Raw genomic sequence first — 23,809 nt, forward strand, 5'->3', positions numbered from 1 at the left:
GCGCAGGGTACTTCGCACCTAGTTCCGTCCGGGCGCGAGCTGCTGGGTGAACAGGACTTTTCCGGTCGCGTCGCACAAGTTGACGGTCAATTCCGCCGAGCGGCCGTCGATGCGGACCTCGCCGAAGTGCTGGTAGTCCGCGTCCAGCGGTGAGGTGTTGGGTTCCGGCGGCGCGTGCACGAACACCGCCTCCGGTCCGAAGGTCGGGTCGAGGTCGTTGGGACCGAAGGCGCCCGCGTTGAGCGGACCCGAGACGAACTCCCAGAACTCGTCGAAATCGGTGAAGGCGGCGCGGGCGGGCGAGTAGTGGTGCGCGGCGGTGTAGTGCACGTCGGCGGTGAGCCAGACGACGTCGCGCACCTTGTTCGCCTTGATCGCCGAGAGCACCTGGGCGATCTCGGTCTCGCGGCCCGAGGGCGCGCCGGGGTCGGCGTTGGCCGGGCCCTCGAAGGCGGTCTTGCCGTCGGGGACGATCACGCCCAGCGGCAGGTCGGCGGCGACGATCTTCCAGGTGGCCGTCGAATCGCGCAGACCGTCGATGAGCCAGCGGGTCTGGGCGGGGCCGAAGATGGCGCCGCTGGGCGCGGTGTTGGCGTCGTTGGCGTCCTTGTAGGCGCGCATGTCGAGGACGAACACGTCCAGCAGCGGGCCGTAGGAGATCTTGCGGTAGAGCCTGCCGTCGACCGCCTCTTTCGGCTCCAGCGGCATCCACTCGTGGAAGGCCTGCCAGGAGCGGGCCGCGAGGGTGTCCATGCTGCGCTCGGTGTAGCCCTTCTCGGCGGCGACGGTGCCGCCGGGGTACCAGTTGTTGGTGGTCTCGTGGTCGTCCCACTGGACCACCTGGGCGACGGCGGCATTGAAGGCGCGGTAGTTGTCGTCGGTGAGGTTGTAGGCGTAGTTGCCGCGGAACTGGTCGAGGGTCTCGGCGGGGGCGTTCTTGGCCTCGGCGGTGACATTGCGCCAGATCCGTCCGTCGGGCAGGGTCACCGATTCCTTCAGCGCGTTGTCGGCGTAGACGACATCGCCGGAGTGCAGGAACAGGTGCGGGTCGCGCGCGGCCATGGCGGCGAAGATCTTCATGCCGCCCAGATCGGGATTGATGCCGTAGCCCTGGCCCGCGACGTCACCCGACCACAGCAGGGAGATGTCGGCGGGTGCGGTGGGCGCGGTGCGGAAGACGCCGGTGACCGGCTCCGAGCTCGCGCCGTCCTCGCCGTCGAGACGCACGCGGTAGTGCACGAGCTCGCCGGCGGGCAGGCCGTTGACCCGGATCCGTCCGGTGCCGTCGGTGGCGGGCGTGAGCAGGGGACCGGTGAAACGCTTGACCTCGCCGAAGCTCTCGGTCGCCGAGGTCTCCACGACCAGCGTGGCCGGAACGTCCGAGCGTGCCCAGATCAGGGCGCCGTCGCTGCGCGGATCGCCGACGGCGACACCATGGGTGAGAGTGGGCCTGGCCCGTACCAGAGCTGGTCCGTCACCGGAACCGCACGCGGCGAGCGCGGGGGTGACGACCAGACCGAGGGCGGAGGCGCGCAACAGTGTGCGCCGGGACATCGCGAAATCCGAACCAGCCATGGGTGACACGGTGCATCGCCGGTCGGAACGCCGGGACGCGGGCGTGGCAACGCCACGTGAACGGTGTCGTACGGATGGCTAACGGTCGCCGAGCGGCGGCGCGCTACCTCACAGACCCACCGCGGCGGCGGTTTCCGGGTACCAGCGGGTGCATTCGGCGCGCAACGGCACCGCGGTCTGCAATTGGCAGAGCACGGCGACGCCGCCGAGGAACGAGCGCAGGATGGGGGTGTGGCCGGGCGGCATCGTCAGCTGGCGCAGCACGTTCGACAGGCGCAGGTCGGTGACCAGGCGGACCTGTTCGCGCAGCCAGTCGCCCGAGAGCGGATAGGTGGGGGCGAGCAGGGCCTCGCGCACCACCCGCAGCCGGGCGGCGACGGTGGCGATGTCGAGCTCGCGGCCGGGCGCGACGAAACCGTGCCTGCGGATGGCGGCCTCGAGATCGGCGGGGGAGTCCGCCATCACGGCGGCGCCGACATCACCGGCGACATCGAGGAAGGCGGCGGGCCACGGTGTGCACGCGCCGAAGTCGACGACGCCGAGGCGGCCGTCGGGCATCCGCAGGAAGTTGCCGGGATGCGGGTCGCCGTAGACGAGTTCGGCGCGGGCGGGCGCGGAGAACAGGAAGCGCAGGATCAGCACGCCGAGCCGGTCGAGTTCGGCGGCCTCGCCGCGCACGATCAACCGCGACAGCGGCACACCGTCGAGCCACTCGGTGACCAGCACGTCGCCGTGCTGGGCGATCACCCGGCTCAGCACCACATCCGGGTCGTCGGCGAAGGCGGCGGCGAAGGCGCGCTGGTTGGCCGCCTCGCGGGCGTAGTCGAGTTCGGCCTCGAGCTCGGCGCACAGTGCCTCGATCACCGGGCGGGTGTCGGCGCCGGGCAGCAGGGCGGTGAACAGGGGCGTCGCCCGGCGCAGGGCCTTCAGGTCGGCCAGCACGGCGCGGCGCGCGCCCGGGTACATGACCTTCACCGCGACCGGGGTGCCGTCGTGCCAGCGGGCGCGATGGACCTGCCCGACCGAGGCGGCCGCGGCGGCGCGATCGTCGAATTCCAGGAACAGCGAACGCCATTCGGGGCCGAGGTGGGTGGCCAGCTCGGCGTGCACGGCGGCGGGCAGCATGGCCGGCGCCGAATCGTGCAGACGCGCAAGGGCTTTGCGGTACGGCTCGGCCAGATCGGGCCCGAGGCCCAGTTCGAGCAGACCGAGCAGCTGGCCCAGTTTCGCCACACAGCCCTTGAGTTCGCCGAGGACCTGGAACAGATGCTCGGCGGTGCGGATCCGGATGTCGTGTTCGACCTCGGCCGAGGACCGGCCGACGGCACGCTTGCCGAGTCCGGCGATCCGCCGCCCCGCGTACGCCACCGGCACCGCCGCCAGGCGCGCGCCGCGGGCCACCCGGCCGGTGGGGGGATTGCCGATGTCGGCATCGGGTGTCGAGCGGGTCCTGCGGGCGAACGGCACCACCCGGCCTTCGAGATCGCGACCGACCATGTCCACCTCACTGCCCCGTCGACGCTGTCACCGGTGTGACCGCCCACCCGTCGGCGTCGTGCTCCGTGCAGGCTACCAATCCGGTGCGTGCGGCGTTGAGTGTCGGGCGGTGCCGACCGATTCGCCGCAGCCGACGAAGGCTGCCGAGGGATCACTCATCGGCCTGCGGGACAACGGATTCAGGGTCAGCTGGCGGCCGAGTCGGGGATGCGGGTGGCCTCGGGTGCCGCGCCGGCGGGCACACCCTTCTTGAGGCTGTGCGCGTAGACGTCGACGTATTCCTGCCCGGTGAGGCGCATCAGCTCGTACATCACCTCGTCGGTGACGGCACGCTCGACGAAGCGGTTGCCGCTCATGCCCTCGTAGCGCGAGAAGTCCAGCGGCGCACCGAACTTGAGGGTGACCTTGTGCCGACGCCACTTGAACGGTCCGGGCGGGCTCACCTTGTCGGTGCCGATCACCGCGACCGGGATCACCGGGACACCGGTCTCCAGGGCGAGCCGGGCCATGCCGGTCTTGCCCTTGTAGAGGCGGCCGTCGGGGGAGCGGGTGCCCTCGGGGTACAGGCCGACGAGACGGCCTTCGTCGAGCAGCTTGCGGGCCGCGTTGAGCGCGTCCTCGGCCGCCGTGGCGCCGCTGCGGTCGATCGGGTACTGGCCGGTGCCGCTGAAGAAGAACTTCTGCAGGCGGCCCTTGATGCCGGGGGTGGTGAAGTACTCGGCCTTGGCCAGATAGTTGATCCGGCGCGGGCTCAGCAGCGGTGCGAACAACCAGTCGGAGAACGACAGGTGGTTGCCCGCCATGATCGCCGGGCCGTCGGTCGGGATGTTCTCCACACCCTCGACCTCGGGCCGGTTGTACAGATGCATCCACGGTCCCACGAGTACGAACTTGAGCAGCCAGTAGAACATGGCGTCCTTTCCCCGGGACCGGGATGGTCGTGTGCAGCCTCGTCGGAAAACGACTTTACCGCTGGTCGCAGGTCACAACCAACCCAGGACGGTAGCGATCGGGCATGGGTGTGACCATCATCTCCCGGCTGTGCGGGCCACCGGCGCATCGGCCGCCGCCCTGGCCAATTCCGCGGCGCCGATCATGCCCGCGGCCTCGCCGAGCTGGGTCGTGCGCAGCCGGGCCAGCGGCCGATGCCCCGCGCCGGTGACCGCGCCCGCGTAGTGCTCGCGGGCCTCGTCGAGGAACAGCGGCGCCGAACTGCTCACCCCGCCGGCGATCACGATCAGATCGGGATCGAACAGATCGCTGACGAAGGCGAGGCCGAGGCCGAGCCAGCGCGCGAAATCGGCCATCACCCGCACCGCCAGCGCGTCGCCGTCGTGCGCGGCGCCCGCCACCCGTCGTCCGGTCAGCGAGCCGGGGTCGCGGAGCACGTCGCGGGCCAGGACCGAGCGCACCGGGTCGGTGGCCAGCATCTCGATCGCGGTCTCGGCCAGTGCCGTTCCGCTGCAGTAGCGCTCCCAGCAGCCGCGTTTTCCGCAGGGGCAGGCCCGCCCGCCCGGGACCACCTGCAGGTGACCGAGTTCGGGCGCGATGCCGTGGCTGCCGCGGTAGAGCCGACCGTCGATGAGCAGGGCGGCACCGATACCGGTACCGATCGCGACGAGCACCACGGTGTGCCCGCCCGCGGCCGCGCCGAAGCGGTACTCCGCCCAGCCCGCGGCGTTCGCGTCGTGCTCGAGGATGACCGGCAGCCCGAGGCGCGCGCCGAGCCGCTGCGCGACCGGGGCCTTCTGCCACGGCAGGTGCGGGGCGAACAGGACCGTCGAGCGATCCTCGGAGATGAACCCGGCGACGGCCAGCCCCACCGCGGCGATCGGATGCCTGCGCGCGAGCTCGCGCACCGAACGGTCGATCGCGTCCTCGAGCGCCCGCGCCGAATGCGGGGTCGGTGCCTGCACGGTGTCGAGCACCTCGCCCTCGGCGTCGACGACCGAGGCGCGGATGTTCGTGCCGCCCACGTCGATGCCGACGGTGAGCAGGTGGGAGGGGTCGATCCGCTGGGTCATCCCCGGATCGTCACCGGAATGTCGACATAACGCGAGCGTGGCGCGCTGGCGGCGCGCGATCGATCCGCATCGGCGCTGCGACGCCGGTGCGCGGTGTCGTCGGCCTTGTGCGGGGGAGCGGGGAACAGGCCGGTGGGCGCGGGATCCTCGGGGACCACCGGTTCGGTGGCACGGTGCTCGGTCGCGCGTGCCGGGGCGCCCTGCTGACGTGGGGCGGCGAACTCGTCGACCCGCCGCGGTCGCGGAGTGCCCGCCTGGTCACCGCGTGCGTTACCCCAGCGCGGGCGCGCGCGGCCCGCCGGATCGGCGAGCGGGGGCGATTCGGCGGTTGCGCCCGCGGGTGCCTGGCCGGGCACGGTGGCGCGGAAACCGGTTGTCGTCGGGCCGGATTCGCCGGTGACCGCCGCCGCGCCGGCCGGTGCGGTGCGGAGGCCGGTCCCGGGTGCGCCGCGACGACCGCGTGCCGATGCCGCCGATTCGGTGGCGTGGGGCGGCTGTTCCGGTGCGGTGACCCCGGGTTCGTCGGCGCCGTTCGGTCGGGCAGCGCCGTCCTGCGGGTGTGCGGGACGCGAATTCGGGTGGCCCGCGGCGTGATCGGCCCACTCCTCGGGGAGCAGGGGCTCGACGGGGACGCCTGCCAGCGCTTCACGCAGGACCGTCACCATGGAGGTGCCGTGCTCGGCGAGCGCGGCGACGACATCGTGGTGTTCGCCGCGGACCAGGGCCGCGGCCGCGCAGACCGGGCACCAGGCGCAGCCGCCGAGGTCGGCCTGGCCGTCGGCGGCGGTGCGGCGCAGCACCGGTTCGACGCGGGCCAGCAGCACCTCGGCGAGCAGGCGCAGCTCCTCGGTGAACTCGGCGAAGCCGTCGGGATGGTGGCCGTGGCGGTCGGATTGCCTGTCACTGCTCATCTGCGGTGGCCTTCGTGTAGTTCGGATCGGCGGGCCAGACGTGCGGATCGGGACGGAAGCGGACCACGAGCTGATCGTCGTCGAGTTCGGCGCCCGCCACGGTGCAGCGTTGCAGCACCGGTGCCAGGCGCACCCGCGTGCGCACCCCGTCGGCTCCCACGATCAGATCGTCCTCCACTCGGCCCAGCCGCAAGGTGCCGGGATCGACCACCGGCAACCGCATCCGCATCGCGTACACGGAGTCGACGCCGGAGCCGGACTCCCATCGAACCATCGGTTCGCCCGATTCCGCGCCCTGAGCGTGCGCGGCCGACGGCGTGTCGAGCGAATAGGAGAACGCGGACAGCGCGCTCAGCCCGACCGGTTCGGCCCCGGCGTGCTGGGCGATCAGGATCGGCACGTCGGTGAGCTGCTCGTGCAGCCGGGCCACCACTTCCAGCTGTTCGGCGCGCCGGTTCAGGTACCAGTGCACGGCCGGATGGGCGTCCTCGCCGGGCGGCGGCACCGGCGCGAGCACCTTGTTCACCACCACCGCGTCCAGCCGCAGCCCGATCAGCGCGGCCGCCGAGCGCACCCGCCTGGCTTCGGCGACGGCGACCTGTTCGGGGCCGGTGATCAACCGGGCGCTGGTGCGGGTGCGGTCGGCGAGTAGATCGCGGACCTGGGTCACCGCCTTGACGATGCGTTCGACCGTCGCCGCCAGCACCGCCTTGCGCAGGTCGGCGCCGATCGCGCTCATCGTGCGCTGGTGCCGCGGCCAGAGGCGTTCGAGATAGCTGAGCAGGGTGTCGGGTGCGGTGACGATGCGCAGCATGTCGGCCGAGGGCGGGCAGTCGATGACGATGACGTCCCAGTCCTGCTCCTCGGTGTACTGCGCGATCTCGACCAGCATCAGCAGTTCCTGCACCCCGGGCAGTCCGGTCAGCTCGGCGGGATCCAGTGCCGCCAGGTCGATCCCGTGATCGTGGCCGCCGCCCTTGTCCAGCATCCGCACGACATCGCGGAACCGGTCCTCGAGCAGGGCGAGGGAATCGATCTCGATCGCCTCCAGCCCCGGCGCCACCCTGGCGACCCCGGCCACGGTGCCCGGATCGTGCGGGAACCGGAAACCGAGCGCGTCACCGAGCGAATGCGCCTGGTCCAGCGAGGCGATCAGCACCCGCTGACCGGCGCGCGCGTGAGCCATGCCCGTCGCGCAGGCCAGCGTCGTCTTGCCGACGCCGCCCTTGCCGACGAACAGCTCGACGCGGGTACCGCCCGTGGCGCTCAGTCCTCGACCCGTTTCTTCAGTTCCTTCAACGCCGTATCGGTGATGACCTTCTCGGCCTTGCGCTTGAACATGCCGATCATCGGGATGTTCAGGTCGACGGTGAGCTCGTAGATCACCTCGGTGCCGCCCCCGGGCAGCGCGCGCAGCTCGTAGCTGCCGTCCTGGGCCTTCTGCAGGTCACCGCTGACCAGCTGCCAGCTCACCGCCATGCCGTCGGCGCGCCAGGTGTAGGCCAGCACGTAGGTGTCCTTGACGACACCGGCGTCGAGCACGAAACGCGCGGTCGCGGCCCGGCCCGCGGCGTCGGTGTCGAGTACCTCCACCGACTGGGCGGCGGAGACCCACTCCGGATAGGACTCCAGATCCGCGATGACGGCCATCACCTGTTTCGACGGCGCCTCGATGACGATCGATCTCTGGGTCCGGTCGGCCATGGCAGTAGGAGAGTTCCTTTCGTGCGGGACGAGCAGTCGGGCGCTCAGGATGCGGCGGCCGCGGGCGCGACGCCCGCGGGTCGACCGGCTTCGAGCCGAGCCTTCAGTTCGAACGACATGTCCTTGCCCGCGACCCGGCGGGCCCGGTTGGCCGCGGCCTGCGCGCGCGGGGACAGCGGCTTGGCCGCGGTCGACTCGGCGTGCAGGAAGTAGTGCAGGATCGCCCCGTCGGCCGCGGCTTCGAGCCAGACCTCCATGGTGCCGTTCAGCGGCCCGGCCACGGTCCAGCGGATGCCCTTGTCCCCGCGATCCTCGCGCACGTCGAGGCGTAGGTCGGGCCACCAGCGGCGCCAGTTGTTCGGCGCGCCGAGGATCTCGGCGATGGCGGCGGGCGGCGCGGCGACGAAGGTCTGATCTGCGACCTGGATACTGCTCACCTCGCTGAGCGTAGTGGACGCCACACCGGCACAGGCCAGGGTGTCACCGGAGAAGTTCCCGCAACCGGGCGCCCTGCCGGTCCCAGTGCCAGTTCTGCTCGACCCAGGCCCGGCCCGCGGCACCCATCGCGGCGGCCCGGTCCCGGTCGCCGAGCAGCTCGACGATCGCGTCGGTGATCTGCGCGGCGGAGCGGCCCTGCACGACCAGCCCGGTCTCGCCCTCGCGGACGGTCTCCGGTGCGCCGCCGGAATCACCGGCCACCACCGGAACCCCGCTGGCCGAGGCCTCGAGGAAGACGATGCCGAGGCCCTCCACGTCCAGCCCGGCGCCGCGGGTGCGGCACGGCATGGCGAACACGTCGGCGATGGTGTGGTGGGCGGCCAGTTCGCCCGAGGGCACCCGCCCGGTGAACACGACGCTGTCGGCGACGCCGAGGGTGTCGGCCAGTGCCCGCAACCGGGACTCGTACGGCCCGCCACCCGCGATCACCAGCACCGCGCCGTCGACGCGTTCGCGGATCTCGGTCATCGCCACGATCAGCATGTCCTGGCCCTTGCGCGCCACCAGGCGCGACAGGCAGAGCACGGTCGGCCGGTCGCCGAGGCCGTAGCGGGCGCGCAGCTCGGCGCGCGCGGCCGGGTCGGGCCGGAACTCGGCCGGATCGACCCCCGGCGGCAGGTACTCGAGCGCGGCGCGCGGACCGAAGGCGGAGGCGAACCGGCCGCGGGTGTACTTGCTGACGTAGGTGACCACGTCGGTGTTCTGGCCGATCGAGCGCAGCACCTGCCGCGAACCCGGCAGCATCGACCAGCCGACCTCGTGGCCGTGTGTGCTGGCCAGGATGCGTTCGGCGCCCGCGCGCCGCAGCATCGGCGCCATCGCGGCCAGCGGGGCGGCCGCGCCGAACCACACGGTGTCGCACTCGTGCTCGCGTAGCAGCGCCGAGGCGCGGGTGATGACCGCGGGGGTGGGCAGCATCAGCGTCGTCGGGTGGCGAACGACGCGGAACTTCTGGGCGGCGTCGAACTTGTCGTGGCTGTCGCCACGCCAGCGCGGCGCGTACACCACCAGGTCCTCGGGGGGCAGCTGATTCGACAGGGCCTGCAGATACGACTGGATTCCGCCCGGCCGAGGCGGGAAATCATTGGTAACCAGCAGAGTTCGGGCCATAACTGAACAACCTAATGGGTCGGCTGATACGGACGCGGACGGTGGTCAGGCAGCATGGCCGCGCAGCCAGGACCGCCAGCCGTCGAGCAGCTCGGCGCGCGAGGTACCGAGGACCTCGGCGAACGCGACATCCTGCGCGGCGGGTGAGTGCGGACCGGTCGCGAGCCGCTTGTACAGCGCGGTCAGGGTGGCCTCGCCGTACTGGTCGGCCACGAACGCGCAGGCGCTCCACGCGGTTTCGTAGGCGTAGGGCGCGTCGGTTCCGGTGAACGCGGCGTCGGCGACCAGGTCGGTGGGCAGCGTGCCCGCGCGCAACCGGGTGGTGAGCGTCGGCGCGATCTGGGAGAACGTGGTGCCCTGCGCGCGCTGGGCGACGTACTCGGCGAAGCCCTCGAGCATCCACAGCGGCGAACCGTCGGTGGTGTCGGCCCTGGTCGCGACGTGGGTGAGCTCGTGGCGCAGCAGCGTCGCCAGGCCCTCGTCGCCGACCCGGCGGCGCGCGTCGGGGTTGAACACGATGCGCTGGTCGGTGGGGGTGCTCCCGGGGACATAGGAGCCGGTGAGCGACACGGCGGCCACATCGGGGGTGGCCGTGGCGCCCGCGACCCTGGTGAGCGCGGTGAATTCGGCCGGGGACCCCGCCACGACCACCACGGGCGCGCGGTTCCATTCGGCGCCCCACACGGCGCTGACATCCGCGATCGCCGGTCCGAGTTCCTGCTCGAGGACATCGAGATCGGCGCGGTGGCCGGGATGGGCGACCAGCAGCGCGTCGGCCGTATCACCCCCGGCGACACCGCGCACCAGGATCGGGCCGAACGGCTGCAGCTCACGCCGCACGGGCGTCAGGCGCGGATCGTCGATGGCCTCGGTGGTGCCGAGCACCTCGGCCTCGTCGGTGGCCAGCTGCAGCCCGCCGACGTTGCGCGGCACCAGGATCAGCGCGGCGCACGCCCCGGTCAACAGGGTGACCGAGACGAGCGTGAGACAGAATTCCAGGCGGCCGTTGGCCGAGAGCCAGGAGCGGAAGCCGGACGTGCGGCGCGGCGGTTCGGTCACCGTCGCCCCTCAGTATCGCCGGGCCGAGTGCCACGGGGTGGTGTTGATCGGCGCGACAGCCACCGGCACACCGAAGGTGGAGGCGTGCACCATCATTCCGTTGCCCGCGTAGATCCCGACGTGGGAGATGTCGGAATAGAACAGCACCACGTCGCCGGGCTGCAGATCGTCCTTGGCCACCGGGGTGCCGTATCCGGCCTGCGCGGAACTGGTGCGCGGGACGTTCTTGCCGACCTGTTTGAAGGCCCACTGCACCAGACCGGAGCAGTCGAACTGGTCGGGGCCGGTGGCGCCCCAGACGTACGGATCGCCGACGCGGGTCAGGGCGGCGGCCAGCGCGCTGGTGCCGCTGCCGGGGACCAGGCCGGCCAGCAGGGAGTCGCGGTCGAAGCCGGGCGGGAAGGGCGAACCGGCCAGCGTCGACTTGTCGCGGGCCGAGAGCGCGCCCCACGCCTCGACGACCTGGGTGGTCGCGACGCCGAGATCCTGGAGCTTGCGGTCGACATCGGCGCGCACGGCGTCGGCGGCCGCGGTGGCGGCGTGCGCGGCGTCGGCGGCGGCCCGGGTGACCGATTCGGCGGCGGTGGCGGCGTCGGCGGCCTGCTTGAACTGGCGGACCGTGTCGGTGGTCTGCTGGGCCAGCACGTCGAGGGTCGACATCTTGTCCAGCAACTGCTGGGGCGATTCGCTCGACAGCACGGCGAACATGCTGTTGGTGCGCACGCCGGTATAGGCGGCCACGGCGGTGCGGTCGATCATCGGCTGGAACCTGCGCACCTCGGCGCGGGCCGCGTCGGCGACCGCGGTACTCGCGGCCAGCTTGTCGTCGGCCTCGCGCTGCAGCGCGAGTTTGGCGTCGAGATCGGCCTGGGCGGTGAGCGATTGCTGATTGAGCTGCTCGGACTGGCGGGACAGATCGACCATCCGGGCGATGGCGTCGGTCGCGGTGGTCGGCAGGGCGACCGGGTCGGCGGCGGCGGGGCCACCGGTGACGGCGGCGCACACCAGGAAAGCGGCGGACAGTGCTGCGACGAAGCCACGCGAAGCGTGCGGATTCCGGTGGTGTGCGGTCACAGTGCCCGGTACCTCGTTCTCTCGTTGTCCGCTGGTGCAGCGCCTTACCTGAGCCCGAGCTCCTCGTCCGCCACAAAGGTCTCGATCAGGTTACGGAACCGCGTGTGTCCGTGTCCAGTAGGGCACGAGAGGGTCACGGTGCGCCCTTCCCCGTGAACGACGCACCGTACCCGACCGGTCAGAAGCGGCGCGCGCCCGCGAACGGCATCGAGGACAGCGGCGCGAGCTGCACCGGGGTGCCCGAGGTCGAGGCGTGCACGACGTTGCCGTTGCCCGCGTACAGGCCGGAGTGGCCGCCGCCGTAGAACGAGATCATGTCGCCGGGCTGCAGGGCGTCGATCGAGACCGGGGCGCCCGCGCCGAGCTGGGCGCCGCTGGTGCGCGGCAGCTCCATGCCGGCCTGACGGTAGGCCCACTGGACCAGACCGGAGCAGTCGAAGGCATCCGGGCCCGCGGCACCGTAGACGTAGGGCGAGCCGATCTTGCTCAGCGCGGCGTCGAGGGCGATGTCGGCGGCGGTGGCGCGCGGCGCGGTGAAGGTCTGCGGCGCGGCCGGGATCTCGATGCCGGGGATGCCCTGCGGCAGCGGGATCTCGTTGGGCACCTCGAAGGTGCCGATCCCCGGGATCGTCACCGGCGTCGCCGACGCGGGAGCGGCCGGGAGGAGGAACGCGCCGATGGTGGCAGCGCCGACGGCTCCGGCGGCAACGGCACGCTGCGCCTGACGCTTGACGGTGTTGATCGCCATGATGCGGTACTTCCAATCTGCCCCACGACGCCCCGTCCGTATGACGGGGCGGACTCCTCGCACCGAGCCGTTTCCGGCCTGGCGGACTCCGTGAGGTCTCGAAAAGGTTACGAAGACATCACGGTGGTTTGTAAAGTCGGACATTGGTCCGGGAGGCGAATGCGCGGATGTGCGCGAACTTTGCGTGCGAGCTGCGTCACACTGATCACGAAACGATAACTCCAGGTCGTTTCCGGGACGTTTCGCGACCACCGCCGGGCGCGTCGTCCAGGGGTTCCCGAGGGCCTCCGGGCCTACCCCTAGGGGTGAATCCCCAGGTGGGTTCCGCGCGTCGCGTTCTGAACCGGTCGGTCGCCCAGTCGTCCGCGCGGGCGGCGCGCCGCCCGCCCCGGCGCCCGCCGATCGGTAATCCGTCTTATCCGATGAAACTCGCCCCGGTCATGTGATTATCGGCAAACTGTGAGCCCGCTCTCAATCGACGCTGACCAAGGTCATTTTGTTCGCATCGGAACGAAAGTCTCGCGCCGAATTGCCGTCGGCGAGTGTGTCGGACCCCCGTCCTACGCTGCTGGCCGTGTCCGAACCCGTTGCGCTCCCGGCCGCCCGTCAGCTGGCCTTCGACGAGCTCGATACTCCGCTCTACGACACCACTTTCGTCGTCGTCGACCTGGAAACGACCGGGACCAGCCCGGACGGTGACGCGATCACCGAGATCGGTGCGGTGAAGGTGCGCGGGGGAGAAGTGCTGGGGGAGTTCGCGACACTGGTGAATCCGGGGTTCGCGATTCCGCCCGCGATCGTGCAGATCACCGGGATCACCACGGCCATGGTCTACGAGGCGCCGCGGATCGAGGCGGTGCTGCCCGGCTTCCTCGAGTTCGCGGCGGGGGCGGTGCTGGTGGCGCACAATGCCCGCTTCGACACCGCCTTTCTGAAGGCCGCGGCCGCGCGCCAGGGCATCGACTGGCCGAATCCGCGGGTGCTGTGCACGGTGAAGCTGGCGCGGCGGGTGCTGACCCGCGACGAGGCGCCCTCGGCCCGGCTCGGGGTGCTCGCGGCGGTACTCGGCGCATCGACCACCCCGACCCATCGCGCGCTCGACGACGCCCGCGCCACCGTCGACGTGCTGCACGCGCTGATCGGGCGGGTCGGCAACCAGGGTGTGCACAGCCTGACCGAGCTGCTCGACTATCTGCCCGCCGTCACCGGAACCCAGCGCGCCAAGCGCACTTTCGCGACCGATCTGCCCGCCGCGCCCGGCGTCTATCTCTTCCGTGGACCGTCGGAGGAAGTCCTCTATATAGGGACGGCGGTGAATCTGCGTCGCCGCGTGCGCAATTACTTCACCGGTTCGGAGACCCGTGGGCGGATGAAAGAGATGGTGGCACTGGCGATTCGGGTCGACCACGTGGTGTGCGCCCACGGTCTCGAGGCCGGGGTGCGCGAGCTGCGGTTGCTCGCCGCGCACGCCCCGCCCTACAACCGCCGCTCGAAGTTCCCTCGCAAGGGATGGTGGCTCACGCTCAGCGACGAGGCCTTCCCCCGGCTCGTCGCGGTGCGCACCCCGACCCGAACGGCATTGGGGCCCTTCTCTTCTCGCACCGACGCCGTCGACGTGGCCGCCACCGTCGCCGAGTTCGCCGGACTGCGGACCTGCGCGACCCGGCTCACCCGCACGGCGAAACACACCTGCCCACCCGCGGTCGTCGGCGGCTGCCCCGCGGCGCGGGCGGCGGACGATCTCGACGCCTCGGCCTACGCTCCCGCCGTGCACGCGGTCCGCGACCTGTTCACCGGCCGCGCCGACACGCTCCTGCGCACCATGCTCGACCGCATCGAAATCCATTCGGCCGCCCAGCATTTCGAAGCGGCCGCGCGCCTGCGTGATCGCACCGCCGCCGTCGTCACCATGCTGCACCGCACCCAGCGCCTCGCCGCCGTGGCCCGGATCGCCGAACTGATCGTCGCTCTGCCCGACGGTGAAAAGGGCTGGGAATTCTCGGTGATCCGCTACGGCCGCCTCGCCGCCGCGGGCACCGCACCCCGCGGCACCCCGCCGATGGCTGTCGTCGACCAGATCGTCGCCGCCGCCGAAACGGTGGTGCCCGAGCTGGGCGACGCGGCTCCCGCCGCCGGCGATGCCTACGTCGATCACGGCGCGCTGTCCGAGGACGACATCCCGCCGCTGCGTGGCGCGTCACCGGAGGAGGTCGGGGTGGTCGCGCGCTGGCTGGCGACGCCCGGCGCCCGGATCGTGCGCACCAGCCAGGGATACCGCGAACCGCTGCACGGGGCCGCCCGCTGGGTGGGGTGGGCGAAGCTCGCGCGCACCGCGGCGACGGCGATCAGCGCGCAGGACGAGTACCTGGCGCAGCGGTGATCGCCGGATCCGCGATCATGGGCCCGCCGTGCCCATCGCGACGCCGACCAGTTCTGCGCAGCGGTACCTGGCCGAGCGGCGTCCGGTCCCGGTCCGGGATCATGGATCACCGGCTCCCGCGCGCGCGTGCGGGTAATAAGGAGAGGGGCGTCGACGGATGTTCGTGAAGGTGTGCGGTCTGACCACCGAGGAGCAGATCGACTGGGCCGTCGAACTCGGGTACTCCGCGATCGGCGTGATGGTGACGCGTAAGAGCAAGCGGTACCGCACCCCCTCGCAGGCCCGCGCCCTCGCCGACTACGCGCGCGGCCGCATCACCACCTTCGTCGTCGCGCTGGAAGCGTCCGAGGTCGCCGAGGTGGCCGACGCCTTCGACGTGGTGCAGCTCTATCAGTGGGCCGATCTGCCGAACCTGGCCTTCTGCTCGTCCACCCCGCCCGACCCGGCGCAGCACAGTCAGTACTTCTTCTATGACGCCAGCGCCGGGTCCGGGATCTTCGAGGAGTTCCCCGACTGGGTGCGCGCGCAGCCGGGGCGGGTCGTGCTGGCCGGTGGCCTCGACGCGGACAATGTCGCCGACGTCATCGCCCGGCACCAGCCCTTCGGCGTCGACGTGTCGAGTTCGGTCGAAGAGGCGCCGGGGATCAAGAGCCGTGCGGCGATGGCACGGTTCAAAGCGGCCACCGAGGCGAAGTTCTAGGCTGATCCCATGATTACCGCGATCGTGCTGATCCAGGCCGAGAACTCTCGTATCCCCGAGACCGCGCAGGCGCTCGCCGACACCGACGGAGTCGCCGAGGTGTACTCCTGCGCCGGTGATGTGGACCTGATCGCGATCGTGCGGGTCCGCGACCACGAGCGCATCGCCGAAGTGGTCACCGCGGGCATCGACAAGGTGGCGGGCGTCGTCCGCACCACCACCCACATCGCGTTCAAGTCCTATTCCAGCGCCGATGTGGAAGCCGGATTCTCGCTGGGGGAGTGACCCCCGCGCTCAGGACTCGTCGAGGACCTGGGTGAGTTCGGACCAGCTCTGCAGCAGTTTCGCCGCCGCCCCGCTGTCGACAGCGGCGGCGGCGCGCTCGAGCGCCGCGCTCAGCGCCGCGTCCAGATCCAGGTCGACGTCGCCGGACCCGCGCGACAGGTCGTAGGCCACGATCGCCGCGGCCGAGTTCAGCAGCACCGCGTCGCGCACCGGACCGGGTGTCCCCGCGAACACCTCGCGGGCGATCCTGGCATTGACCTCGGCGTCCCCGCCGCGTAGCTCGTCCAGGTCGACGCGCGGAATGCCGAGGCGGGTCGGATCGAGCACCGTCTGCCGAATCCGCCCACCGCTGACCACCCAGACATCGGTGAGGTCGGAGGTGGTGATCTCGTCGAGCCCGTCGCGCCCCCGCACCACCAGCGCACTGGCGCCCCGCTCGGCGAACACGCCCGCGATGACCGGCGCCAGATCGGCGAACGCGCACCCGATCAGCCCCGACCGCGGCTGCGCGGGGTTGGTCAGTGGACCGAGCACGTTGAACACGGTCGGGATGCCGATCTCCTTGCGCGCCGGACCGGCGAAGCGCAGCCCCGAATGGAACAGCGGCGCGAAACAGAAGCCGATCCCGGCCTCGCGCACCGAGCGCGCCACCGATTCGGGGCCAAGCGCCAGCTTCACGCCGAGCGCCTCGAGCACATCGGCGCCGCCGGACTTCGAGGACGCGGCCCGGTTGCCGTGCTTGACCACCGGGACTCCGGCCGAGGCCACGACCACCGAGGACATGGTGGAGATGTTCACCGAGCCCGAGCGGTCACCGCCGGTGCCGACGATGTCGACCGCGTCGCCGTCGATCCGGACCAGGCGCGCGTGCCCGAGCATGCCGGCCACCATGCCCGCCAGTTCCGCGGGCGTGGGGCCCTTGATCTTCATGGCGACGCCGAAGGCCGCGATCTGGGCGGCGGTGGCGTTGTCGGTGAAGATCTCGTCGACCACCCAGGTGGTGTCGTCCGCGGCCAGGTCGCCACCGTCGGCGAGGGTTCCCAGGACCTGGGGCCAGCTGCGCACGCTCATCTGCTCCGCATCTTTCGTTCGACGACTCCGCTGCGCCAACTCTGACCGGGCGCACCGCGATCGCGCAACCAGGTTGCGCTGTCGAGCAAGCTTAAAGGGCGGGCGGCGGGGGCTGCAGCGCGTCCCAGCCGTCGGCGATCCCGTCGTGGCGCTGGGCCAGTCCGGCCATCCGTGAGCGTTCCTGCGAACAACTGAGCGGATCGAGGCGCTGTACCCGCTGCAGGACGACCGGCACCAGCTCGCTCCCGGCGGCGTCGGGCCCGCCTTCGGCGGCGGGAACGGCCTCGGCACGCACGTATCCGTCGTATCCCGCGATCTCGCACGCCGCCTCGATCTGCCCGGCGGGCAGGCGCAGATGGTGACGCAGCACCGCGTCGGCGTCGCGATCGAGGTCGACGGCCCTGTTCAGCGCGGTCGAACCGGCCTCGGCGTCGTCGAAGCTCGACGCCACGACCACCAGATCGGTCCGCGCCGGGTCGAGGGCCTGCGCCTCGCCGCCGAACAACCGCCGCCACATCCGCACCACAACCATGGGGCCTCCTCGTCTCAGCTTATCCACATCCAACGCTGTCACAATGTTTCTGTACGGGGCCCTCGCCCGCTGGTCGCCAACACGCCGAGGGATGTCGCGGACCCCCTCTGTGCGTGGGTTTTCCGACTCGCGCGACAAACTTTCGTACCCGGGTACAGCTGTCGTACTACGAAGAGTCATACTTACCCCGTGACGACCGCAGTAGGCACCCCAGGATCGGCCATTACTCAGCGTGTGCATTCGCTGAACCGGCCCAACATGGTCAGCGTCGGAACCATCATCTGGCTGTCGAGCGAGCTGATGTTCTTCGCCGGACTCTTCGCCATGTACTTCGTTGCGCGCGCGCAGGCGCACGGGGCTTGGCCCCCGGAGCCGACCGAGCTGAATCTCGCTCTGGCGGTGCCGGTGACAACCGTGCTGATCCTGTCGTCGTTCACGTGCCAGATGGGCGTGTTCGCCGCCGAGCGTGGCGACGTGTTCGGCCTGCGGCGCTGGTACACGATCACCTTGATCATGGGCACCTTCTTCGTGCTCGGACAGGCGTACGAGTACTACCACCTCGCCAACCACGGGACCACGATCGCCGGCAGCTCCTACGGCTCGGTCTTCTACATCACCACCGGCTTCCACGGTCTGCACGTGATCGGCGGTCTGATCGCGTTCGTGTTCCTGCTCATCCGCACCAAGCTGAGCAAGTTCACCCCCGCGCAGGCCACCGCCGCGATCGTGGTGTCCTACTACTGGCACTTCGTCGACATCGTCTGGATCGGGCTGTTCGCCACGATCTACTTCGTCAGTTAGCCCGCTGGCGCACAAGCTTTCAGTACAAGTCGGTTCCGTCTACTCCAAAGGGACACAGATGAGTTCATCTCCCCCGTCGGCCCAAGAGCCCGCCGGCCCCGGCAACGGGCAGGCCGCCAAGACGCGTAAGCAGCGTCGTACCCGCCGTCGTATCGCGGGCGGTCTCGCGTTGCTGATGGGTCTGGTCGGAGCCGGTTTCCTGGCCGCGGCGCTCACGCCGACACCGCAGGTCGCCACCGCGAACCAGGACCAGTCCGCGCTGATCCGCGAGGGCAAGCAGCTCTACGACACCTCGTGCATCACCTGCCACGGCGCGAACCTGCAGGGTGTGCCGGACCGTGGTCCGAGCCTGATCGGCGTCGGCGAGGCCGCCGTCTACTTCCAGGTCTCCACCGGTCGCATGCCGATGGCTCGCAACGAGGCGCAGGCCTGGCGCAAGCCCGAGAAGTTCGACGCGCACCAGACCGACGCGCTCGGCGCGTACATCGGCGCCAACGGCGGTGGCCCCTCGGTGATCCGCGACGCCAACGGTGAGATCGCCCAGGAATCGCTGCGCGGCGACGACATCGCCCGCGGCTCGGAGCTGTTCCGCATGAACTGCGCCTCCTGCCACAACTTCACCGGTCGTGGTGGCGCGCTCTCCGGCGGCAAGTTCGCCCCGCCGCTCGAGCCCGCCAACGAGGCGCAGATCTACAACGCGATGGTCACCGGCCCGCAGAACATGCCCAAGTTCTCCGACCGGCAGCTCTCGCCGGAGGAGAAGCGCGACATCGTCGCCTACGTCAAGAACTCCGCCGAGGAGCGGTCACCCGGCGGCTGGGATCTGGGCGGCTTCGGTCCGGCGACCGAAATGGTGGCGATCTGGGTCATCGGCATCACCGCCGTCGTGGGTGCTGCGATGTGGATTGGATCTCGATCATGAGTGGACAGGAGCGAAGCGAGATGGGTCGCGAACCCACCGAAGACGAACTGGACGCGATGTCGCGTGACGAGCTGGTCGAGCTCGGCACCGCGCGCGACGACGTCGAGGTCGTGTACCGCGGTGAGCGGTGGCCGGTCGAAGGCACCCGCGCCGAGAAGCGCGCCGAACGTCAGGTGACGTTCTGGTTCGCCATCTCCGGACTCGCCGCCGCCGCACTGGTCGGGGTCTTCCTGTTCTGGCCGTGGGAGTGGAAGGGCAACGGCCAGGACGGCCACGGGGCCTACTCGCTGTTCACCCCGCTGATCGGCCTGACCTTCGGCATCTCGGTGCTGGTCATCGGTGTCGCGGTGGTGCTGATCCGCAAGAAGTTCATCCCCGCCGAGATCTCCATCCAGCAGCGCCACGACGGCCCGTCCGACGAGGTCGAGCGGCGCACCCTGGCCGCGGAGCTGCAGGACGCGCTCGACACCTCCACCCTCGGCCGTCGCAAGATGATGCTCGGTACCGCGGGCGCCGGTGTCGGTGTGCTCGGTGTGGGCGCGCTGCTGGTGTTCGTCGGCGGCATGATCAAGAACCCGTGGGCCAAGCGCGACAAGTCGCCGCTGTGGGTCTCGGGCTGGACCCCGGACTTCCCCGGTGAGACCATCTACATCCGCCGCGACACCGGTCGCCCCGAGGACATCGTGCTGGTGCGCCCCGAGGACCTGGACGCGGGCTCCATGGAGACGGTGTTCCCGTGGAAGGAGAAGTGGCGCGGTGACTCGCACGAGACGCTGCAGTCGCTGCGCGGCATCCGCAACTCCGTCATGCTGATCCGCCTGCGGACCGCCGACGCCGAAGCGGCGATCAAGCGCAAGGGCCAGGAGAGCTTCAACTACGGCGACTACTTCGCCTACTCGAAGATCTGCACCCACCTCGGCTGCCCCACCTCGCTGTTCGAGCAGCAGACCAACCGGATCCTGTGCCCCTGCCACCAGTCGCAGTTCTCGGCGACCGAGTGGGGTAAGCCGGTCTTCGGTCCCGCTGCCCGGGCGCTGCCGCAGCTGCCGATCACCGTCAACTCCGAGGGCTTCCTGGTCGCCAACGGCGACTTCATCGAGCCGCTCGGCCCGGCCTTCTGGGAGCGTCGTTCATGAGTGCTGTGGCAAGCCAGGCCAATGAGATGGACGAGCGGTATCGCGCCGCCGCGTTCATGAAGCGGTCGATCAACAAGGTCTTCCCGACCCACTGGTCGTTCCTGCTCGGTGAGATCGCGCTCTACGCGTTCATCATCCTGCTGCTGTCGGGTATCTACCTGACGCTGTTCTTCGACCCGTCGATGGCGCACGTGGTCTACGACGGCGCCTACCAGCCGCTGCGCGGTGTCGGCATGTCGCGGGCCTACGAGACCACGCTCAACATCTCCTTCGAGGTGCGCGGTGGTCTGTTCGTCCGCCAGATCCACCACTGGGCGGCGCTGCTGTTCGCGGCGTCGATCATCATCCACCTGTTCCGCATCTTCTTCACCGGCGCGTTCCGCAAGCCGCGTGAGGCGAACTGGGTGATCGGCTCGCTGCTGCTGATCCTGGCGATGTTCGAGGGTTTCTTCGGTTACTCGCTGCCCGACGACCTGCTCTCGGGCACCGGTCTTCGCGCCGCGTTCTCCGGTATCACCATCGGCGTGCCGGTGGTCGGTACCTGGATGCACTGGCTGATGTTCGGCGGCGACTTCCCCGGCGACATCATCATCCCGCGCCTCTACATCGCGCACGTGCTGCTGCTGCCCGGCATCATCCTGGCGCTGATCGGCGCGCACGTGGCGCTGGTCTGGTACCAGAAGCACACCCAGTTCCCCGGGCCCGCCCGCACCGAGACCAACGTCGTCGGCGCGCGCATCATCCCGGTGTTCGCCGCCGACCAGGGCGCGTTCTTCGCCTTCACCCTCGGCATCGTCGGCATCATGGGCGGTGTCCTGCAGATCAACCCGGTGTGGAACCTCGGTCCATACAACCCATCACAGGTGTCGGCGGGTTCACAGCCCGACTTCTACATGATGTGGACCGACGGTATGGCGCGTCTGATGCCGGCCTGGGAGCTCTACCTGGGTCGGTACACGATCCCGGCGGCGTTCTGGGTCGCGCTGGTGATGGGCCTGGTGTTCACGCTGCTGGTCGCCTACCCGTGGATCGAGAAGCGGCTCACCGGCGACACCACCGCGCATCACAACCTGCTGCAGCGTCCGCGCGACGTGCCGGTGCGTACCGCGATCGGCGCCATGGCCATCACGTTCTACGTGATCCTGACGCTGTCGTGCGTCAACGACATCATCGCGTTCAAGTTCGACATCTCGCTGAACGCGACCACCTGGATCGGTCGCATCGGCGTGCTGCTGCTGCCGCCGCTGGCGTACTTCATCGCCTACCGGTTCTGCATCGGTCTGCAGCGCAGTGACCGGGCGGTGCTCGAGCACGGCATCGAGACCGGTGTGATCAAGCGGCTGCCGCACGGTGAGTACATCGAGGTGCACCAGCCGCTGGGCCCGGTCGACTCGCACGGTCACCCGATCCCGCTGGAGTACCAGGGCGCCCCGGTGCCCAAGAAGATGAACAAGCTGGGTTCGGCGGGCAAGCCGGGTACCGGCAGCTTCCTGCGCCCCGATCCCAAGTCCGAGGCCGAGGCCTGGGCCGAGATCGAGGAGAACGAGGAGCACCGGATGCTCGGCGTTCTCGCCGAACAGCAGGCGATCGCCCACCGCGGCGAGTCGAACGGTCACTGACCGCGCGTCCCGACACAGCGAAGGCCCCGAGTCGAATTCGACTCGGGGCCTTCGCGTTCGCCGGTACCGCTCAGAGGCGGGGCGTGCGCCGGAAGGACTCGATGGCCTCGAACTTGGCCAGGTTGTGCCGGGCGTCGGCCAGCGCGTCGTGGGCGTCGCCGGGGATCGGCGGCAGCTCGGGGCTGCCGTGCGCGACCCAGTGCTGGCGCAGTTCGTTGGTGTAGCGCGGCATCCCCTTGGGCAGTGCGGTCATGTCACCCCACAGCTGGCACAGCGCGACGTGGTCGTAGGCCGAGACCCAGGCCCACAGCTCCGGCTGCACGCTGGGCCGCGGCAGGAAGAACTTGAACAGGTCGTCACGGATCTGCTCCCTGGTGCGATACAGCGACGATCCCGCGGGCGGCAACTTCGGCAGCACGTGCTTGCGGACCCAGGGACCGGCGCGCCCGGCATCGAATTCGGTGGACACCGCGTAGTACTCGCGCCCGTCCTCGCAGACGACACCGATCGAGATCAGATCGATGGTCACGCCGTCCTCGATGAATTCCGAGTCATAGAAATATCGCAGGGAGATCGCCTCTTCGTGCAGGTGGGCGGCCGTGCTCGCCAGGGAGACGGCACCGGCCGGCGGGCCCACAGTGTGTTGATGGAACCCTATGCGCGCATCGTGGGCCCGGTGCGCACAGGGTCGCCGGTACGCGGTCGGGGCCGGGCGGTACGCCGGATACCCCTCCGTTGCCTCGGGTCCGTATTCTTAGCTGGTGACCTGGACCGTCGACGTACCGATTGACCGCCTGCCGGAACTGCCGCCGCTGCCCACCGAGCTGCGTACCCGGCTCGACGCGGCCCTGGCCCGGCCCGCCCTGCAGCAGCCCTCCTGGGACACCGACGAGGCCGCGACCATGCGCACCGTGCTCGAGAGCGTGCCGCCGATCTGCCTGCCCGCCGAGGTCGAGGACCTCAAGACCCAGCTGGCGCAGGTGGCCCGCGGCGAGGCGTTCCTCATGCAGGGCGGTGACTGCGCGGAGACCTTCGCCGACAACACCGAACCGCACATCCGCGGCAACATCCGCACCCTGCTGCAGATGGCCGTCGTGCTCACCTACGGCGCGAGCATGCCGGTGGTGAAGGTGGCCAGGATCGCCGGCCAGTACGCCAAGCCGCGCTCCTCCGACATCGACGCACTCGGCCTGAAGTCCTACCGCGGCGACATGATCAACTCCCTGGTCGCCGAGGAGTCGGTGCGCCGCCACGATCCCTCGCGCCTGGTCCGCGCCTACGCCAACGCCAGCGCCGCGATGAACCTGGTCCGCGCGCTCACCAGCGCCGGCATGGCCGATCTGCACAAGGTGCACGACTGGAACCGCGATTTCGTCGCCCAGTCGCCCGCGGGCGCCCGCTACGAGGCCCTGGCCGAGGAGATCGACCGCGGCCTGCGGTTCATGACCGCCTGCCGGGTCAACGACCCGAGCCTGCAGTCGGCCCGCATCTACGCCTCGCACGAGGCGCTGGTGCTCGACTACGAGCGCGCCATGCTGCGCCTGAGCGAGTCCGAGACCGGCGAGCCGCTGCTCTACGACCTGTCCGCACACTTCCTGTGGATCGGTGAGCGCACACGCCAGCTCGACGGCGCCCACATCGCGCTGGCCGAACTGCTGGCCAACCCGATCGGCCTGAAGATCGGCCCGACCACCACGCCCGACCAGGCCGTGGAGTACGTCGAGCGCCTCGACCCGAACAACGAGCCGGGCCGGTTGACCCTGGTCGCCCGGATGGGCAACGGCAAGGTGCGCGACGTGCTGCCGCCGATCATCGAGAAGGTGCAGGCCACCGGCCACCAGGTGATCTGGCAGTGCGACCCCATGCACGGCAACACCCACGAGTCGTCCACCGGCTTCAAGACCCGCCACTTCGACCGCATCGTCGACGAGGTCCAGGGCTTCTTCGAGGTCCACCACGCCCTGGGCACCCACCCCGGCGGCATGCACATCGAGCTGACCGGCGAGAACGTCACCGAATGCCTCGGCGGCGCCCAGGACATCTCCGACCTGGACCTCGAGGACCGCTACGAAACCGCCTGCGACCCCCGCCTCAACACCCAGCAGTCGCTGGAACTGTCGTTCCTCGTCGCGGAGATGCTGCGGTGACAGGCAGGGGTCGGTA

At 70.3% G+C, this 23,809-nt stretch carries 23 protein-coding genes; 8 read left to right on the forward strand and 15 right to left on the reverse strand.

The genetic code is table 11. The features are described from left to right. Window positions 1–18: 18 nt before the first annotated feature. The 12 genes from ACFVVM_RS27570 to ACFVVM_RS27625 form a co-directional block, all read right to left on the reverse strand. Complete coding sequence (locus ACFVVM_RS27570) at window positions 19–1,575, reverse strand: alkaline phosphatase D family protein (protein ID WP_387624013.1); 1,557 nt, start codon at window positions 1,573–1,575, stop codon at window positions 19–21. A 108-nt stretch (window positions 1,576–1,683) separates the two neighbouring features. Beyond that, window positions 1,684–3,072 (reverse strand): ABC1 kinase family protein, encoded by a 1,389-nt coding sequence (locus tag ACFVVM_RS27575; RefSeq protein ID WP_387624016.1) that lies wholly within the window; start codon window positions 3,070–3,072, stop codon window positions 1,684–1,686. Between the two features lie 185 nt (window positions 3,073–3,257). Further along, on the reverse strand, window positions 3,258–3,983 hold the full coding sequence (locus tag ACFVVM_RS27580; protein ID WP_387624019.1) for a lysophospholipid acyltransferase family protein: 726 nt from the start codon (window positions 3,981–3,983) through the stop codon (window positions 3,258–3,260). Window positions 3,984–4,100: 117 nt separating this feature from the next. Next, window positions 4,101–5,096 carry an ROK family protein gene (locus tag ACFVVM_RS27585; protein WP_387624022.1) on the reverse strand — a complete coding sequence of 332 codons (996 nt, stop codon included), beginning with the start codon at window positions 5,094–5,096 and terminating at the stop codon, window positions 4,101–4,103. Continuing rightward, entirely contained in the window at window positions 5,093–6,007 is a 915-nt protein-coding gene (locus tag ACFVVM_RS27590; protein WP_387624024.1) for a hypothetical protein, read from the reverse strand. The genes ACFVVM_RS27585 and ACFVVM_RS27590 overlap by 4 nt, the downstream gene beginning before the upstream one ends. Further along, on the reverse strand, window positions 5,997–7,277 hold the full coding sequence (locus tag ACFVVM_RS27595; RefSeq protein WP_387624340.1) for an ArsA family ATPase: 1,281 nt from the start codon (window positions 7,275–7,277) through the stop codon (window positions 5,997–5,999). Before ACFVVM_RS27595 ends, ACFVVM_RS27590 begins: the two co-directional genes overlap by 11 nt. Then, entirely contained in the window at window positions 7,274–7,711 is a 438-nt protein-coding gene (locus ACFVVM_RS27600; protein WP_387624027.1) for an SRPBCC family protein, read from the reverse strand. The genes ACFVVM_RS27595 and ACFVVM_RS27600 overlap by 4 nt, the downstream gene beginning before the upstream one ends. A 44-nt stretch (window positions 7,712–7,755) precedes the next feature. Continuing rightward, window positions 7,756–8,148 carry a polyketide cyclase / dehydrase and lipid transport gene (locus tag ACFVVM_RS27605; protein WP_387624030.1) on the reverse strand — a complete coding sequence of 131 codons (393 nt, stop codon included), beginning with the start codon at window positions 8,146–8,148 and terminating at the stop codon, window positions 7,756–7,758. Window positions 8,149–8,191: 43 nt separating this feature from the next. Further along, window positions 8,192–9,319 carry a glycosyltransferase family 4 protein gene (locus ACFVVM_RS27610; protein WP_387624032.1) on the reverse strand — a complete coding sequence of 376 codons (1,128 nt, stop codon included), beginning with the start codon at window positions 9,317–9,319 and terminating at the stop codon, window positions 8,192–8,194. Window positions 9,320–9,364: 45 nt separating this feature from the next. Then, window positions 9,365–10,378, reverse strand: a complete 1,014-nt coding sequence (locus ACFVVM_RS27615) for a hypothetical protein (protein WP_387624034.1) — start codon at window positions 10,376–10,378, stop codon at window positions 9,365–9,367. A gap of 9 nt (window positions 10,379–10,387) precedes the next feature. After that, window positions 10,388–11,452: an NlpC/P60 family protein gene (locus tag ACFVVM_RS27620; RefSeq protein WP_387624037.1), complete on the reverse strand. Its 1,065-nt coding sequence runs from the start codon at window positions 11,450–11,452 to the stop codon at window positions 10,388–10,390. A 178-nt stretch (window positions 11,453–11,630) separates the two neighbouring features. Beyond that, window positions 11,631–12,200: a C40 family peptidase gene (locus ACFVVM_RS27625; RefSeq protein ID WP_387624040.1), complete on the reverse strand. Its 570-nt coding sequence runs from the start codon at window positions 12,198–12,200 to the stop codon at window positions 11,631–11,633. A gap of 574 nt (window positions 12,201–12,774) precedes the next feature. Between ACFVVM_RS27625 and ACFVVM_RS27630 the strand changes: the two genes are divergently transcribed. From ACFVVM_RS27630 to ACFVVM_RS27640, 3 genes are all read left to right on the forward strand, one after another. Next, window positions 12,775–14,580, forward strand: coding sequence for a DEDD exonuclease domain-containing protein (locus ACFVVM_RS27630; RefSeq protein WP_387624042.1), 1,806 nt, complete (start codon window positions 12,775–12,777; stop codon window positions 14,578–14,580). Between the two features lie 157 nt (window positions 14,581–14,737). Then, window positions 14,738–15,280: a hypothetical protein gene (locus tag ACFVVM_RS27635; RefSeq protein ID WP_387624045.1), complete on the forward strand. Its 543-nt coding sequence runs from the start codon at window positions 14,738–14,740 to the stop codon at window positions 15,278–15,280. A gap of 9 nt (window positions 15,281–15,289) precedes the next feature. Beyond that, entirely contained in the window at window positions 15,290–15,565 is a 276-nt protein-coding gene (locus ACFVVM_RS27640; RefSeq protein WP_387624047.1) for an Lrp/AsnC family transcriptional regulator, read from the forward strand. A gap of 9 nt (window positions 15,566–15,574) precedes the next feature. Here ACFVVM_RS27640 and trpD read toward each other — a convergent pair whose 3' ends face one another. After that, entirely contained in the window at window positions 15,575–16,636 is a 1,062-nt protein-coding gene (trpD, locus tag ACFVVM_RS27645) for an anthranilate phosphoribosyltransferase (RefSeq protein ID WP_387624050.1), read from the reverse strand. A gap of 91 nt (window positions 16,637–16,727) precedes the next feature. Next, the gene (locus ACFVVM_RS27650) at window positions 16,728–17,168 is read right to left on the reverse strand and encodes a hypothetical protein (RefSeq protein WP_387624053.1); all 441 of its coding nucleotides are present in this window, start codon (window positions 17,166–17,168) and stop codon (window positions 16,728–16,730) included. 189 nt (window positions 17,169–17,357) lie between these two features. Here ACFVVM_RS27650 and ACFVVM_RS27655 point away from each other — a divergent pair, with 189 nt between their 5' ends. Genes ACFVVM_RS27655 through ACFVVM_RS27670 form a run of 4 tightly spaced genes read left to right on the forward strand, consistent with a single transcriptional unit; the run spans window position 17,358 to window position 21,646 of the window. Then, the gene (locus tag ACFVVM_RS27655) at window positions 17,358–17,969 is read left to right on the forward strand and encodes a heme-copper oxidase subunit III (protein WP_387624056.1); all 612 of its coding nucleotides are present in this window, start codon (window positions 17,358–17,360) and stop codon (window positions 17,967–17,969) included. Between the two features lie 58 nt (window positions 17,970–18,027). Next, entirely contained in the window at window positions 18,028–18,891 is an 864-nt protein-coding gene (locus ACFVVM_RS27660; RefSeq protein ID WP_387624059.1) for a c-type cytochrome, read from the forward strand. Then, the gene (locus ACFVVM_RS27665; protein WP_387624062.1) at window positions 18,888–20,027 is read left to right on the forward strand and encodes a ubiquinol-cytochrome c reductase iron-sulfur subunit; all 1,140 of its coding nucleotides are present in this window, start codon (window positions 18,888–18,890) and stop codon (window positions 20,025–20,027) included. The genes ACFVVM_RS27660 and ACFVVM_RS27665 overlap by 4 nt, the downstream gene beginning before the upstream one ends. Continuing rightward, entirely contained in the window at window positions 20,024–21,646 is a 1,623-nt protein-coding gene (locus ACFVVM_RS27670; protein WP_387624065.1) for a cytochrome bc complex cytochrome b subunit, read from the forward strand. The genes ACFVVM_RS27665 and ACFVVM_RS27670 overlap by 4 nt, the downstream gene beginning before the upstream one ends. 70 nt (window positions 21,647–21,716) lie before the next feature. Here the strand turns inward: ACFVVM_RS27670 and ACFVVM_RS27675 are convergent, their stop codons facing one another. Beyond that, on the reverse strand, window positions 21,717–22,214 hold the full coding sequence (locus tag ACFVVM_RS27675) for a polyadenylate-specific 3'-exoribonuclease AS (RefSeq protein WP_387624342.1): 498 nt from the start codon (window positions 22,212–22,214) through the stop codon (window positions 21,717–21,719). A 193-nt stretch (window positions 22,215–22,407) separates the two neighbouring features. Here ACFVVM_RS27675 and ACFVVM_RS27680 point away from each other — a divergent pair, with 193 nt between their 5' ends. Next, a complete protein-coding gene (locus ACFVVM_RS27680; protein ID WP_387624067.1) occupies window positions 22,408–23,793 on the forward strand; it encodes a class II 3-deoxy-7-phosphoheptulonate synthase in 1,386 nt (461 codons plus the stop codon). The last annotated feature ends 16 nt before the right edge of the window (window positions 23,794–23,809 follow it).

This window comes from Nocardia sp. NPDC058176, assembly GCF_042883805.1.
In the GTDB taxonomy this organism is placed as follows: Bacteria; Actinomycetota; Actinomycetes; order Mycobacteriales; family Mycobacteriaceae; genus Nocardia.